The 13193-nt window shown below is 69.5% G+C and carries 13 protein-coding genes; 3 read left to right on the top strand and 10 right to left on the bottom strand.

The features are described 5' to 3' along the window. Window positions 1–186: 186 nt before the first annotated feature. Complete coding sequence (locus tag ACZ5XO_RS01595; RefSeq protein ID WP_464163587.1) at window positions 187–1671, top strand: globin-coupled sensor protein; 1485 nt, start codon at window positions 187–189, stop codon at window positions 1669–1671. 3 nt (window positions 1672–1674) lie between these two features. Here ACZ5XO_RS01595 and ACZ5XO_RS01590 read toward each other — a convergent pair whose 3' ends face one another. Next, window positions 1675–3363: a sensor histidine kinase gene (locus tag ACZ5XO_RS01590; protein ID WP_464163586.1), complete on the bottom strand. Its 1689-nt coding sequence runs from the start codon at window positions 3361–3363 to the stop codon at window positions 1675–1677. 167 nt (window positions 3364–3530) lie between these two features. Here ACZ5XO_RS01590 and ACZ5XO_RS01585 point away from each other — a divergent pair, with 167 nt between their 5' ends. Next, the gene (locus ACZ5XO_RS01585) at window positions 3531–3968 is read left to right on the top strand and encodes a SufE family protein (RefSeq protein WP_464163585.1); all 438 of its coding nucleotides are present in this window, start codon (window positions 3531–3533) and stop codon (window positions 3966–3968) included. A 369-nt stretch (window positions 3969–4337) separates the two neighbouring features. Here ACZ5XO_RS01585 and ACZ5XO_RS01580 read toward each other — a convergent pair whose 3' ends face one another. The 5 genes from ACZ5XO_RS01580 to rsfS all read right to left on the bottom strand — a co-directional run bounded on the left by ACZ5XO_RS01580 (window position 4338) and on the right by rsfS (window position 9196). Then, entirely contained in the window at window positions 4338–5540 is a 1203-nt protein-coding gene (locus ACZ5XO_RS01580) for a divergent polysaccharide deacetylase family protein (RefSeq protein ID WP_464163584.1), read from the bottom strand. A gap of 128 nt (window positions 5541–5668) precedes the next feature. Next, window positions 5669–7054 (bottom strand): S41 family peptidase, encoded by a 1386-nt coding sequence (locus tag ACZ5XO_RS01575; RefSeq protein WP_464163583.1) that lies wholly within the window; start codon window positions 7052–7054, stop codon window positions 5669–5671. Window positions 7055–7187: 133 nt separating this feature from the next. Continuing rightward, window positions 7188–8282: a murein hydrolase activator EnvC family protein gene (locus tag ACZ5XO_RS01570; protein ID WP_464163582.1), complete on the bottom strand. Its 1095-nt coding sequence runs from the start codon at window positions 8280–8282 to the stop codon at window positions 7188–7190. Continuing rightward, window positions 8282–8746 (bottom strand): 23S rRNA (pseudouridine(1915)-N(3))-methyltransferase RlmH, encoded by a 465-nt coding sequence (gene rlmH / locus ACZ5XO_RS01565; RefSeq protein ID WP_312781195.1) that lies wholly within the window; start codon window positions 8744–8746, stop codon window positions 8282–8284. Before rlmH ends, ACZ5XO_RS01570 begins: the two co-directional genes overlap by 1 nt. A gap of 21 nt (window positions 8747–8767) precedes the next feature. After that, on the bottom strand, window positions 8768–9196 hold the full coding sequence (gene rsfS / locus ACZ5XO_RS01560) for a ribosome silencing factor (protein WP_312781196.1): 429 nt from the start codon (window positions 9194–9196) through the stop codon (window positions 8768–8770). Window positions 9197–9488: 292 nt separating this feature from the next. Here rsfS and ACZ5XO_RS01555 point away from each other — a divergent pair, with 292 nt between their 5' ends. After that, the gene (locus ACZ5XO_RS01555) at window positions 9489–11030 is read left to right on the top strand and encodes an arylsulfatase (RefSeq protein ID WP_464163581.1); all 1542 of its coding nucleotides are present in this window, start codon (window positions 9489–9491) and stop codon (window positions 11028–11030) included. Window positions 11031–11079: 49 nt separating this feature from the next. Here the strand turns inward: ACZ5XO_RS01555 and ACZ5XO_RS01550 are convergent, their stop codons facing one another. From ACZ5XO_RS01550 to ACZ5XO_RS01535, 4 genes are all read right to left on the bottom strand, one after another. Continuing rightward, window positions 11080–11655, bottom strand: coding sequence for a nicotinate-nucleotide adenylyltransferase (locus ACZ5XO_RS01550; RefSeq protein ID WP_464164846.1), 576 nt, complete (start codon window positions 11653–11655; stop codon window positions 11080–11082). Window positions 11656–11844: 189 nt separating this feature from the next. Beyond that, window positions 11845–12462 carry a DUF6655 family protein gene (locus ACZ5XO_RS01545; protein ID WP_464163580.1) on the bottom strand — a complete coding sequence of 206 codons (618 nt, stop codon included), beginning with the start codon at window positions 12460–12462 and terminating at the stop codon, window positions 11845–11847. 1 nt (window position 12463) lies between these two features. Next, entirely contained in the window at window positions 12464–12904 is a 441-nt protein-coding gene (locus ACZ5XO_RS01540; protein ID WP_464163579.1) for a VOC family protein, read from the bottom strand. Between the two features lie 3 nt (window positions 12905–12907). Beyond that, the gene (locus ACZ5XO_RS01535) at window positions 12908–13144 is read right to left on the bottom strand and encodes a zinc-finger domain-containing protein (RefSeq protein WP_464163578.1); all 237 of its coding nucleotides are present in this window, start codon (window positions 13142–13144) and stop codon (window positions 12908–12910) included. Between the last annotated feature and the right edge of the window lie 49 nt (window positions 13145–13193).

The following is a 13193-nucleotide window of genomic DNA, read 5'->3' as shown; positions in this document are numbered from 1 at the left end:
ATAGCGCGCCCGGCCCGCCGGGGCAATCAAGCCATAAGGATGTCTTTATATGACCTACGCCCCGACACGAACCGTCGCGCTTACGTGTTTCTACGCAGCCCCCTCTTAAGGGGCGCAATACCCCTAAGGTTCAAAGGGATAAGCAGGCGCGCTCCCCTGCGCCGGCGTAGGTAGCGAGACGACATCATGGCGGGCGAAAACATCGGCCTCCGCATGGGCTTCATGGGTCTGGGACAGGCCTCCAGCGGTTATCGCGCCATGGGGCCGCTGCTGCGCCGTGAAACCCCGCTGGCCCTGGCCGCCTTCTACGACCGGGTGCGCGCCGAGCCGACCACCCGTCGCTTCTTCCGCGAAGAGGCCCACATCACCGCCGCCAGCAAGGCGCAGGAGCGCCACTGGGACGCCATCATCGACGGCCGCGCCGACGAGGACTACGCCAAGTCCGTGCGCACCATCGGCCACGTCCACGCCCGCATCGGGCTGGAGCCGCGCTGGTACATCGGCGGCTACAGCGTCATCCTGGCCCACCTGACCCGCGCCATCGCCGCCCGCCCCCGGAAGTTCTGGGCCAACAGGCGCGAGCACGACCGCATCACCGCCGAGGCCGTGTCCGAGCTGACCCAGCGGGTCATGCTGGACATGGACCTGGCCATCTCCATCTACCTCGACGTGCTGCAGGAGCAGCGCGACAAGGTCCAGGCCGCCCATGACGAGGCCGAGGCCCGTCAGACCGAGGTGGTCCGCGCCCTGGGCGCCGCGCTGCACGACCTGGCTGAGAACGACCTGTCGACGACCATTCCGGGCGTCTTCCCCGAACAATACCGCAGCCTGCAGAACGACTTCCACGCCGCGACGCGCGCCCTGCGCACCGCCGTCCGCGCCGTGGCTGACAGCGTGCAGAGCCTGAGCGCCGGCTCCAACCAGCTGGCCACCGCCTCCGAAGACCTGGCCAGCCGCACCGAGCGTCAGGCCGCCAACCTGGAGCGCACGGTCAACGAGGCCGACGCCATCGCCCGCGCCGTGGCCTCGACCGCCGACAACGCCCGCCAGACCGCCGAAGCGCTCGCAGCCGCCCGCGTCGACGTCGAGGAAAGCAGCCAGGTGGTCGGCGAGGCCGTCGCCGCCATCCACGCCATCGCCGAGTCCTCGACCGGCATCGCCCGCTTCACCAGCCTGATCGACGAGATCGCCTTCCAGACCAATCTGCTGGCCCTGAACGCCGGGGTCGAGGCCGCCCGCGCGGGCGACGCCGGTCGCGGCTTCGCCGTCGTGGCCCAGGAAGTCCGCGCCCTGGCCCAGCGCTCGTCCGAAGCCTCGGGCGAGATCCGCACCCTGATCTCGACCTCTTCGGCCCAGGTGGCGCGCGGCGTCGATCTGGTTGAACGCACCGGCGAGGCGCTGGAGCGGATCGGCGGCCGCGTGGTGGCCATCGATGGTCTGGCCGGCGGCATCGCCGGCTCGGCCCAGGATCAGGCCGAAGGCCTGGCCCGCGTCCGCCGCACCATGGGCGAGATGGACGACATCACCCAGCAGAACGCGGCCATGACCGAAGAGGCCACCGCCGCCGCCCGCCAACTGGCCAACGAAGCCGTCAGCCTGAATCAGCAGGTCGGCCGCTTCCGTCTGGATCGCGGCGCATCCGGCGCTCCGCATCTGCGCGCGGTCGGCTGATCGTCAGGCGCGACGGCTCAGCGGAGCGACCTGGGCGTCGGCGGCGGCGGGACCCGCGACAAGAACGGGCAGACGAACGCTGGCCGCCGTCCCCTCGCCGGGCGTGCTCTCGATCGTCATGGCGCCCTGATGCAGTTCGGCGAGCGATCGCACCAGGGACAGGCCCAGCCCCGTGCCTTGCGCCCGCTGCGCCGCGTCGCCCGCCTGTTCGAACGGGCGTCCCAGACGCATCAGGTCCTCGGCGGCCACGCCGACGCCGGTGTCGGCGACCGTCAGCTCCAGCATGCTCCCCAGGGCCTCGGCGGTCACGGTGACCGACCCGCCTGACGGCGTGAACTTCACGGCGTTGGAAAGCAGGTTGAGCAGAATCTGCTTCAAGGCTCGCCGGTCCGCCGCCACGATCAAGGCTTCGGGCGGCAGGACGGCGGCCAGCTCGACCCCCTTGTCGTCGGCCTGAACCCGCACCAGGGCCAGGGCGGCTGAAACGGCTTCGCGGGCGTCGAAGCTTTCGATGTTCAACTCATAGCGATCAGCCTCGATGCGGCTGACGTCCAGCACGTCGTTGATCAGGGCCAGCAGGTGCCCGCCCGCGGTGTGGATCGACTCGGCGTATTCCGCATACCGCTCCGGCACGGGCCCGAACAGCCGCTGGCGCATGATGTCCGAGAATCCGATCACGGCGTTCAGCGGCGTGCGCAACTCGTGGCTCATATGCGCGAGGAATCGGGTCTTGCCCGCGCTTTGAACCTCGGCCTCGACGCGCGCCGCATCCAACTCTTCCTCGCGGGCGTGCTGCAAGGTGGCGTCCAGCGCCACCGCGATCAATCGAACCGGCTCGCCCGCCCGGCTCTCCTGGCGTCGCAACACCAGCAGGATGCGTCGATCCAGCGCCAGGCGCGGCGCGAAACGGACCTGGGCCTCAGCGCCGGCCGCCGCCTTGGCCAGGGCCGCCAGCACGGCTGGACGGTCCGGCGCATGGACGGCGGACGCCAGGCCTTCGTCGAACAGGACGTCCACCGGCAGGGCCGCCGGCGCGGCGCCATAGGCCGCCAGGGCGCCGCCCGATGCGTCCAGCACCAGGGTCAGCCCCGGCTGACCGGCGAGAACCGTCTCGACCTGAGCCACGGCGCCCTCGACCGCCTTCAGACGACGCGTCTGCGCGCCGGCGCTCATGCGAAAAGCAAGCGCGAGCGCCCCGGTCGCCAGCAGGGCCGACGCCGTCGCCATCCCCGGCGCAACCGGCTGCGCGCCGTTCACGCTCGAGGCGGTCAGGCCGACCACCACGGTCAGGGCCGTTCCCAGCAGGCCCGCCGTCGTCCAGCGCGCCCCGGCCAGTGCGATCGCCGCCGCCAGGGGCATGAAGACAAAACCGGCCAGCGGCCCGGCGACGCCGCCCGTCAGGCCCGCCGCCGCCATCGTGGCGAGTCCCCAGGCCGCCAGCAAGGCCGCCCTCGCCATGCGGCCGTCCCGCATCAGCAGGACCAGCCCCAGAAGCCCGGGCGCGGCCATGATCAGGGCGGCCGAAAGGCCCAGCCCGCCGACGCCTCCGCGCCCCAGCCCCGCGCCGGACAGGGCGATCAGACCCACCGCCGTGGCCCAGCCCGCATGCCAGGCGGCGACGGCGGCGCCGTCCGACGCGTCTGACGCGTCGGAGGAACGGATCGCTTCGAACAGGGCGGGCGACGGCTTCAATCCGAGCCTTTGAAACGGGTTGATTCAACCCGTGAGTCTAGACCTCCACCAAGGCCGACCAAAGGCCGCTCGCCTTGCGGGCGATTGTGCCAAAACGGCGCAGACCATGACCTCATGAAGACGCGTCGCGGTTGTCGATCCGGCCGGCGGGGCCTATGTCGCCTTCCATGAGCTCGACCGACGCCCTTCCCGCCCTGCCTCTCGACGACACCCTGGCCGAACTGGTCGAGGAGTTCGACCTGCTCGGGGACTGGGAAGGCCGGATCGAATACGTGATCGACCTGGGCAAGGGTCTGCCGCCCCTGCCCGAGGCCGCCCGTATCGAAGCCAACAAGGTGCCCGGATGCGCCGCCCAGGTCTGGCTGTCGACCCGAAGCGCCCACGGCCGGCTCTTCTTCGACGCGGACAGCGACAGCGCCCTGTCCAAGGGCAATATCGCCCTGTTGCTCAAGCTCTACTCCGGTCGGACTCCAGCAGAGATCCTGGCCTTCGACGCTCGAGCGGCGCTGGACCGCCTGGGCCTGCCGGCCGCCCTCACCCGTCAGCGCGCCAACGGGCTGAACAGCATGGTCGGCAGGATTCGCGAAGCCGCCGCGCGGCAATGATCCCCAGGTGCCGCCGCGCCAGAGCTTTGCCGTTGAACACAAAAACCACGGTTGTCCACAGCGCCTAACATATGATGGGGACGGCGCGCCCGACGTCGTGGCCAATGCGCGCATGGAACCCTTGGGGCAAGCTGATCGCGTGATGGACCTCTTGTGGCGCGGCCTTTACGGCCAGCCGCTGCCGATCCGTGGCGCGCCGGCCCTGGCCCTCGAGGTCATACTCAAGTGCGAGAGGCATAGATGGACAGCAGAACCCGCCGCAGACGCTCAGCCTGGGCCCTCTCTCCCTTCGAGGGCCTGCTCCTGATCCTGGCGACCGCTTCCTTCGGGGCCGCCTGGTTGTCGACGACCCTGGTCTAGGCGTCCCGACTAGCGGCCGGGGCGGCGCGTCATCGCCGAGGCGGGCGCCAGTTGCAGGCCTCGCGCCTCCAGTCCGGCCGACCAGCGAGCGGCGGCCTCCACGGTGACGGGATAGCTGAAGCCTGTGCCCAAAGCCGCGCCGCGCGTCTTGGCGGCGGCTTCCAGGGCGTTGAGCTGCCCCATGATGGCGGCGGGGCTCTGTTGCTCGTCGATGATGCGGTCGGCGCTGGCGCGGGCGAAGGCGCCGGGCTTGCGGCGCATCGAGCCGTCGTCGAGGAAGGCCAGGCCGCGCTGACGCAGCACAGCCTGCATGGCGCCCATGCCCTCGTCCGAGGTGGCGAAACGGTCGCCCAGATAGTTGGTCACGCCGAAATAGCCGACAGCGCGGCCCAGCAACCAGTCCAGCTTGGCCTCGACGTCGTCGGCGCCGCCGCTGCTCAGCAGGGTGTAGGGGCCGGGATCGTTCTCGGGATAGCCGGTCGGCTCCATCGGCAGTTCGATCATCACCTCGTGGCCCTGGGCGCGGGCCATGTCGATCCAGGCCTGCAGGCCCTCGGCGTAGGGCACGAAGCTGAGCGTCACCTCGGCGGGCAGGCGCTCGATGGCGGCGCGGGTGGTGACGGCGTTCAGGCCCAGACCGCCGACGACCAGCGACACCATGGGCTTGCCGTTCGAGCGGAAGGGTCGGGCGTAGGCCTGGGCCGGGACGCGGCCGTCCGGCGCGATGCGCGGCAGGGCGCCGTTGGGGCCGGGCGAGAACAGACCCGCGATCGGCGCCTTGGGCAGGGGGTTGGAGGGCGCGCGCACCGGGGCGGCGATGGCCGAACCGCCCGCCACGCTGGCGCCGTCCGGCAGGGTGATCAGGGCCTCGCCCCCGGCGGCGCCGTTGGGGTCCAGCAGGGCCGGATCGCCGCCGGCCATGTCCTGATAGAGGTCCAGGCCGCTCATGGCGAAGGCGTCGGCGCCGGTCGGCGCCGTCTCGACGGCGGACGGACGTTGCAGCGACGCCCGCGCGGACGGCGCGCCCGCGCGCGGATCGCCCAGCACGGCGACGAACAGCACCCCGGCCGTCAGCAGAAAGGCGCCCGCAGCCGCCACGGCGACCGGCGGCTTCTTCAGAACGGCGACGACGGCCTCGAGGCCGGCGCGCGAGCGGGCCTCCGGCGGCAGACCGGCGGTGGCGGCGAGGGCGGACTGGCGCTTGGCGAACATGGACAGGGCGGCGCTCGGACGACAGGGGCGGGACTGGAGACCCGCACGACACGGCCCTCCTCGATCCTCACTTATCCCCAAGGCCGGTTAAGAAACCCTAACGGCCCGTTCACCACGTTGCCCGGCCGTCAATCGGGCGTGGCGTCGTCCGGCTGGGTCGGCTCCGCTTCAGCGGTCTCGAGCGGCCGGGTTCCAGGCGCGGTGACCACGACGGTCTCCGGCGCGGCGGCCAGCTTGCTCAGATCGCCCCCGGCGCGCAGGACGTCCAGGGCCCGTTGCAACTGATAGTCCTTGGTCTTGTCGAAGCCTTCGCCCGGCGCCTCATGCGGGACATGAGGCCCCTTGCGCTCGGCGCCGATGGAGGAATCCAGAGCCGTGGCGTAGGCGGCCTCGGAATAGATAAAGCTGGAACGCGAGACGATGCGGGCCTCGGCCTCGGAGCGGGCGACCTCCAGGTCCGGCTCGATGCCGATCTTCTGGATGGAACGGCCTGACGGCGTGTAGTAGCGCGCCGTGGTGATCGACAGGGCGCCGTCCTGGCCGCCCCGAAGCGGGATGACCGTCTGCACCGACCCCTTGCCGAAGCTGGTCAGGCCGACGACCGTCGCCCGCTCCTGATCCTTCAGGGCGCCCGCCACGATCTCGGAGGCCGAGGCGGAGCCGTAGTTGATCAGGACCACCACCGGCAGGCCGCCGGTCAGGTCGCCCGGCTTGGCGGCGTAGCGCTCGATGTCCTCGGGCTTGCGCCCGCGCTGGCTGACGATCTCGCCACGCTCCAGGAAGGCGTCGGACACGTCGATGGCCGCCGTCAGCAGCCCCCCGCCGTTGTTGCGCAGATCCAGCACATAGCCCTTGATGCCGGGCTTCTCGCGCTTCAGCCGTTCGATGGTCTCGGTCAGTTCGCGGCCGGTGTTCTCGTTGAAGGTCGAGATACGCAGGTAGCCGAAGTCCCCTTCCAGTCGACCGGTGACGGATTCGACCTTGATCACCTCGCGCGTCAGCTTGACCTCGCGCGGCTCCTCGCCGTCGCGCAGGAAGGTGACGGTGACGCTGGTCCCCATGGCGCCGCGCAGCTTGTCGGACACCTCCGAGACGCTGAGGCCCGAAGCGTTCTGGCCGTCGATGGCGCTGATGACGTCGCCGGCCTGAACGCCCGCGCGACCGGCGGGGCTGTCGTCCATCGGCGAAATGACCTTCACCAGCCCGCCCTCGGAGGTGATGGTCAGGCCGACGCCGGAGTACTCGCCCGTGGTCCGCTCTCGCAGGTCGCCATAGGACTTGGGCGGCAGATAGTTGGAGTGCGGGTCCAGGGCCGTCATCATCCCCGACAGGGCGGCCTCGATCAGCTTCTTGTTGTCGACCGGCACCACATAGGCCTGCTCGACGATGCCCAGGACGTCCCCGAACATCTGGAGCATGCGGAAGGTCTCGTTGCGCGGGGTCTGGCTGGCGACAGCCGCCGCCGATCCGCCCAGGGCCAGGGCGGCGCAGCCGATGAGAAGCAGTTTACGCATTCGGTGTCTTTCCATCGGACCCGCGCGGGCTCCGGTCGTCCAGGGAGGCGCAGGCGTCAGACGCCGACGTCAGATGGGTCGATACAATCAGCCTCGGCGCGGATTTGAAAGGACTTTCGCGCTGAGACGCGGCCTATTGCAGCCAGGGCGCGGGGTCGATGGGGCGTTCGTCGCGGCGCAGTTCGAAATAGGCCTCGCCGTCCTCGCCCGTGCGGCCCAGGGCCTGACCGTCGGCGACACGCTGGCCAGTATCGACCGACAACTGGTCCAGACCCGCGACAACGACGCGCCAGCCGGGTCCGAGGTCAAGAATGACCACCTCGCCCCATTCCTTCAGCGGCCCGGCGTAGGCGACGCGGGCGGGCGCGGGCGCGGCGATGACTTCATGGCTGGAGCGCCAGCGCCAGCCGCTGGATCCGCCGCCGAACCTTTGCGACGGCGCGCCCTGAACCGGGGCCGTCAGGCGGCTGCGCCCGGCGGGCAGGCGGGCGGCGGGGGCTTCAACCACGGCGTCGGCGACGACCGGCGCCTGGCCGCCCAGTTCGCGGATGCGCGCCTCCAGCGATCGGGTCGCTCGCTCCGCACGAGAGGCCTCGGCCCGCAGGACAGCGCGCAGGGCCGTCTTGCGCGCCGACAGGCTCTCGATCTCGGCGCGGCGGTCGCCCTGGGCGCTCTCGACGGTGAACAGGCGCTCGCTGGACAGGGCGGCCAGGCGGCGGATGCGAATGACCTCGGCCTGGCGCTCGACCAGGGTTTTCGCCCGCGCCTGAAGTTCCGGCGTCATGGCGCGGATCAGGATGGAGGCCCGCACCGTGTCCACCGCCTTGTCCGCCGGGATCAACAGGGGCGGCGGCGGCTTGCGGCTCATCATCTGCAGGGCCGACAGCAGGCGCCCCTGCCCGGCCCGTTCGCGCGACAGCGAGGCCACCAGAGCCGCCTCGCGGTCGCCCAGTTCCTTGAGGCGGGCGCGCTGGGATTCCATCTGCACGTCGTCCGCGGCCTCGGCCCGACGCAACTCGGCCAGTTGCCGGTCCAGATCGACCACCTCGTCGCCGGCGGCGGCGGCCTCGGCGCGCAAGCGCCGCGCGCGGGCCGTCTCGTCGCGGTACTCGGCCTGAAGCCGGGTCAGTTCAGGATTGGGCGCGGCCGCGCGCTGGCTGGACGCCGGCCCCGCCAGCACCAGCGCCAGCCCCGACGTCAGCAGAAGAAGCCCCGCCCCCCGGCGCATCAGTCGCGATGATAGGGCGAGCCGGACAGGATGGTCACGGCGCGATAGAGCTGCTCGGCCAGCATGGCGCGGGCCAGGGCGTGGGGCCAGGTCTGCGGTCCGAAGGCCAGGGTCGAACGGGCGGCGCGACGCACGCTCTCGTCCAGCCCGTCCGCTCCGCCGATGGCGAAGACCAGACGCCGCTCGCCCTGATCGCGCAGGGTCGCCACGTGGTCGGCGAAGGCGCGGGACGAATAGGTCTTGCCCCGTTCGTCGCAGGCGATCAGGTGCGCGCCCTCGGCGGCGGCCAGGATCAGTTCGGCCTCGGGGGCCTTGCCGGACTTGCGGGGTTCCAGATCCAGAAGCTCGAGCGGCCCCAGTCCCAGCGGCCGCCCCGCCAGGGTCGCCCGCCGGGCGTAGTCGTCGGCCAGAGCGGCCTCGGGACCGCGGCCCGGCTTGCCGATGGCCGCGATCGCCAGCTTCATGGGGTCAGCTCGGTCCGGGGATCAGGCGGCGCCGGCGCCGCGGTGGGCGCTGTCGATCGCCCAGATCTTCTCGATATTGTAGAAGGTGCGCACTTCGGGGCGGAACAGGTGGACGATCACGTCGCCCGCATCCAGCAGCACCCAGTCGCAGTGCGGCAGGCCCTCGACCTTGACCTTGCCCAGGCCAAGGTCCTTGAACAGGCGCAGCAGGTGGTCGGCTAGGGCGCCGACGTGGCGGTGCGACCGGCCCGAGGCCACGATCATGGCGTCGGACATGGGGCTTTTGCCGCGCAGGTCGATCAGGACCATGTCCTGGGCCTTGTCTTCGTCGAGCTTGGCGATGATGGCGCGTTCCAGGTCAGTCAGGCCGACCGGAAGCGGAGCTTGATCGCCGGTACTGGGGCCTTCGGCCTGACCATCTTCGGAATGGACGGAATCCATCGGGTCCATTTCATGGGCCGCGTTGGAAACGGCGGCGTCTTGCGCATCGTGCGCGGGCGAGGGGGTCAGCGGAGGGCTCCAGGGGAGGTTACTAAAGGCGGCAGCCTAGCACGTTCCCTCCGAAAGGTCATCCCGTCCGGGCGCATGCGGCGAATCAGCCGGAATACCCCGTCCGCAGGACGCACGGCCGATGGCAAACGGCGCGAAGAAATCCGACCGGGGCGCCTAGGGGTTTCGACGGATGGAAGAGTTCCAGCTCTCCGATGAATTGGGCGCTCCACCATCACCGCAGGAAAGCGTCATGGCCGACAAGAAACCGAACATCCTGGTCATCTGGGGCGACGACATCGGGATCTCGAACCTCAGTTGCTACACCGACGGCGTCATGGGCTATCGCACGCCGAACATCGACCGGATCGCCAATGAGGGGATGAAGTTCACCGACAGCTATGGCGAGCAGAGCTGCACCGCCGGGCGTTCGTCCTTCATCACCGGTCAAAGCGTTCTGCGGACCGGGCTGTCGAAAGTCGGCATTCCGGGCGCCCCGGTGGGGATGACCGACAGGCTGGTCACCATCGCCGCCCTGCTGAAGGAGCAGGGCTACGCCACGGGACAGTTCGGCAAGAACCACCTGGGCGACCTGAACCACATGCTGCCGACCAATCACGGCTTCGACGAGTTCTACGGCAACCTCTACCACCTGAATGCGGAGGAAGAGCCGGAGATGGAGAACTATCCGCTCAACGAACCCGACATGCCGAACTTCAAGGAGCGGTTCGGCCCCCGCGGCGTGATCCATTCCTGGGCGACGGATACGGACGACCCCACCGAGATGCCGCGCTGGGGCAAGGTAGGCAAACAAAAGATCGAGGACACCGGCCCGCTGACCGCCAAACGGATGGAGACCTGCGACGACGACTTCGTCGAACGCGCCTCCGCCTTCATCAAGAAGGCCGAAGCCGACGGCAAGCCCTGGTTCGTGTGGGTCAATACCACCCACATGCACATGTTCACCCACAGCAAGGCGTCAAGCAAGGGCCAGGCCGGTCGCTGGCAGTCAGCCTATCACGACACCATGATCGACCATGACAAGAACGTCGGCCAGCTGCTGGACCTGCTGGACGAGTTGGGCATCGCCGAGGACACCTTCGTCCAGTATTCGACCGACAACGGGCCGCACCGGAACTCCTGGCCGGACAGCGGCACGACCCCCTTCCGCAGCGAGAAGAACACCAACTGGGAAGGCGCCTTCCGCATTCCGATGATGGTGCGCTGGCCAGGCAAGGTGCCGGCGGGCGCCGTGTCCAACGGCATCGTCCAGCATCACGACTGGCTGCCGACCTTCCTGGAAATCGCGGGCGAACCCGACATCGTCGAGAAGGTGAAGAAGGGCTACAAGGCCATCGGTCGCACCTACAAGAACCACATCGACGGCGTCAGCCTCGTTAACCACATCACGGGCAAGGACGAAAACAGCCCCCGCACCTCCTTCTTCTACATCAGCGACGACGGCGACATCCTGGCTCTGCGCTATGACAACTGGAAGTGCGTCTTCTTGGAACAACGCTGCCAAGGGACGATGAAGGTGTGGGGCGAACCCTTCACAAGGCTGCGCATCCCCAAGCTGTACAACCTGCGGACGGACCCGTACGAGTTCGCCGACATCACCTCCAACACCTATTACGATTGGGTGCTGAAAAACACCTTCCTGCTGTACGGCGCACAAGCTGGAGCCACGGACTTCGCCGACAGCTTCAAGGACTTCCCGCCGGTCCAGAAGCCCAACACCTTCACCATCGACGACGCCATTTCGGCGATGGACGGGGCGATGGGCTCCAACTGAGCAACCCGATCACAGGGAGGGGGTGCGCGCTGAAGCTCAGCGCGCACCCTCACCGCGCCGTGCGCGTGGCGCGGATGGCGGTGGACGAGCGGGGATTCAGCGGCGCCGTCAGATAGGTCCAGGCCGGCGCCTCGAGGCTGGCCAGCAGCCCCGCCTGGGCCGCCGGGATGCGGAAACGCGCATAGCGAGAGGCGGCGGGCGCCGTGCGGCTGTCCAGCTGGCTGCCGGGTCGCGCGATCACCGCCACCGGCATCAGGTGCATGATGTCGGTCCAGCCTCTCCAGCGATGGAAGCTGGCCAGATTGTCCGACCCCATCAGCCAGACGAATTGCACGCCGGGATAGCGGGCCTTGAGCAGGCGCAGGGTGTCGACGGTCCATTGCACCCCGGACCGGGTTTCAAAGTCCGAAACGATCATCGCCGGACCGACGGTTCTGGCCACGGCGCGGGCCGAGGCCATGCGCTCGGACAGGGGCGCCGTCTCGTGGTTGGACTTCAGCGGGTTCTGCGGCGAGACCAGCCAGACCACCCGGTCCAGTCCCAGGCGCCGCATCGCCGTCTCGGCCACATGGGCGTGGCCGTCGTGGGCCGGATTGAAGGAGCCGCCGAACAGGCCGACCTTCATGCCGGGCTGCAGCCCCAGACCGTCACGCAGGGCGCCGGGTCGAGGGCCGAGGCCTTTCGGCGCGGGACCGGCGTGAAAGAAGGACAAGGGCGGCTCTTTGGCGGCGACGACGAGAGGGCGGACTTATGCTCACCCGCGCCCTAACACGCCGCAACGGCTCTGTCTCGCGTCAGCGGACGGACGAAAGTCTCAGAACTCTTTCCAGCTCGAACCCGGATCGCGCTCGCCCGGTTGGGCCAGCTGCTGTCCCCAGGTCACGACCATGAGGGCCTTGTGGCTGCGGATCTTGTACTGGCCGATCATAGGCGTGACCGCGCCCAGGGGCAGGCCGGTGCGGCCGTCGTAGAGGAAGCCGGAAAACTCGGCCACGCCCATCCGGTCGCGATTGGAATAGATCGACAGCTCGGGAATGGAGACGACGTTCAGGCTCTCGTTGATCGGCACCCTCATGTCGGGGATGCCGAAGACCCGGCGCATCTGCTCCAGCGACAGGGCGCCGGCGCGAACCTCGAAGATGGCGTCGGCGCTGTCGCGGTCGCGACTGATGGCGTAGCCGGCGTCCGACAGGGCGGCGCGGATGGCGCTCAGCGCATAGCGGGCGTTCTCGGCCTGGAAATAGGTCTCGTCGACGAAGACGCGCGCGCCCTGCGGGATGGGCAGGGTCAGCCCCTCGACCGCCCGGTCGGCGGCGCGGTTGACCAGCAGCATGTCCGTGGCCGTCCGCGCCGGATTGGTCTCGGTCACCGAGGCGCAGCCGGCCAGAACGGCCGTCGCCGCGAACAGGACGATCAAACGCGCCGTGGTCAAATCACCAGGCTCCGATATTGGGCATGGAGGCCCAGGGCTCGGCCGGGGCCAGACGCTCGCCGCCCTGCAGCAGCTCGATCGAGATGCCGTCGGGCGAGCGGATGAAGGCCATGTGGCCGTCGCGCGGCGGGCGGTTGATCGTCACCCCGCCGTCCATCAGGCGCTGGCAGGCGGCGTAGATGTCCTCGACCTCGAAGGCCAGGTGGCCGAAGTTGCGGCCGCCCTGATAGTCCTCGGGATCCCAGTTGAAGGTCAGCTCGACCTCGGGCGACTTCTCGGCCTCGGCGCGCGCCGTGTCTTGCGGCGCGGCCAGGTAGATCAGGCTGAAGCGACCGGCCTCGCTGTCCATCCGGCGCGTCTGCACCAGGCCCAGCAGGTCGCGATAGAAGTGCAGCGACGCCTCCAGGTCCTTCACGCGGACCATGGTGTGCAGATAGCGCATGCCTCAGTGGACCTCGGGCGGACGGGCCGCCGGGTCCAGGTATTCGCTTTCGGGATGCGCATCGGCCGACAGGACAAAGCGGCGGTCGCAATAGCCGCACTCGATGAAGCTCTCCTCGCCCATCTCCAGATAGACCAGTGGGTGGCCCAGGACGCCGCCGCCGTCGCAGGCGACGCGCTTGGACGAGACCACGATCTCTTCGGGGGCGGGGATGACGGCGTCGGTATGGCGGGGAGGCATGGGGTCCGGTCCAGTCGGGAAAGGCTTGCGCCGTTCCTAGAAGGACCGG

This window comes from Brevundimonas sp. T2-11 (assembly GCF_055397675.1).
The sequence above is the reverse complement of the archived record's forward strand: the minus strand, read 5'-3'. Positions and strand labels throughout refer to the sequence as shown.

Coding starts and splice junctions, on each gene's coding strand:
- ACZ5XO_RS01595 (WP_464163587.1), top strand. CDS start 187: ATGGCGGGCGAAAACATCGGCCTCCGCATGGGCTTCATGGGTCTGGGA.
- ACZ5XO_RS01585 (WP_464163585.1), top strand. CDS start 3,531: ATGAGCTCGACCGACGCCCTTCCCGCCCTGCCTCTCGACGACACCCTG.
- ACZ5XO_RS01580 (WP_464163584.1), bottom strand. CDS start 5,540: ATGTTCGCCAAGCGCCAGTCCGCCCTCGCCGCCACCGCCGGTCTGCCG.
- ACZ5XO_RS01575 (WP_464163583.1), bottom strand. CDS start 7,054: ATGCGTAAACTGCTTCTCATCGGCTGCGCCGCCCTGGCCCTGGGCGGA.
- ACZ5XO_RS01570 (WP_464163582.1), bottom strand. CDS start 8,282: ATGCGCCGGGGGGCGGGGCTTCTTCTGCTGACGTCGGGGCTGGCGCTG.
- rlmH (WP_312781195.1), bottom strand. CDS start 8,746: ATGAAGCTGGCGATCGCGGCCATCGGCAAGCCGGGCCGCGGTCCCGAG.
- rsfS (WP_312781196.1), bottom strand. CDS start 9,196: ATGGACCCGATGGATTCCGTCCATTCCGAAGATGGTCAGGCCGAAGGC.
- ACZ5XO_RS01555 (WP_464163581.1), top strand. CDS start 9,489: ATGGCCGACAAGAAACCGAACATCCTGGTCATCTGGGGCGACGACATC.
- ACZ5XO_RS01550 (WP_464164846.1), bottom strand. CDS start 11,655: ATGAAGGTCGGCCTGTTCGGCGGCTCCTTCAATCCGGCCCACGACGGC.
- ACZ5XO_RS01540 (WP_464163579.1), bottom strand. CDS start 12,904: ATGCGCTATCTGCACACCATGGTCCGCGTGAAGGACCTGGAGGCGTCG.
- ACZ5XO_RS01535 (WP_464163578.1), bottom strand. CDS start 13,144: ATGCCTCCCCGCCATACCGACGCCGTCATCCCCGCCCCCGAAGAGATC.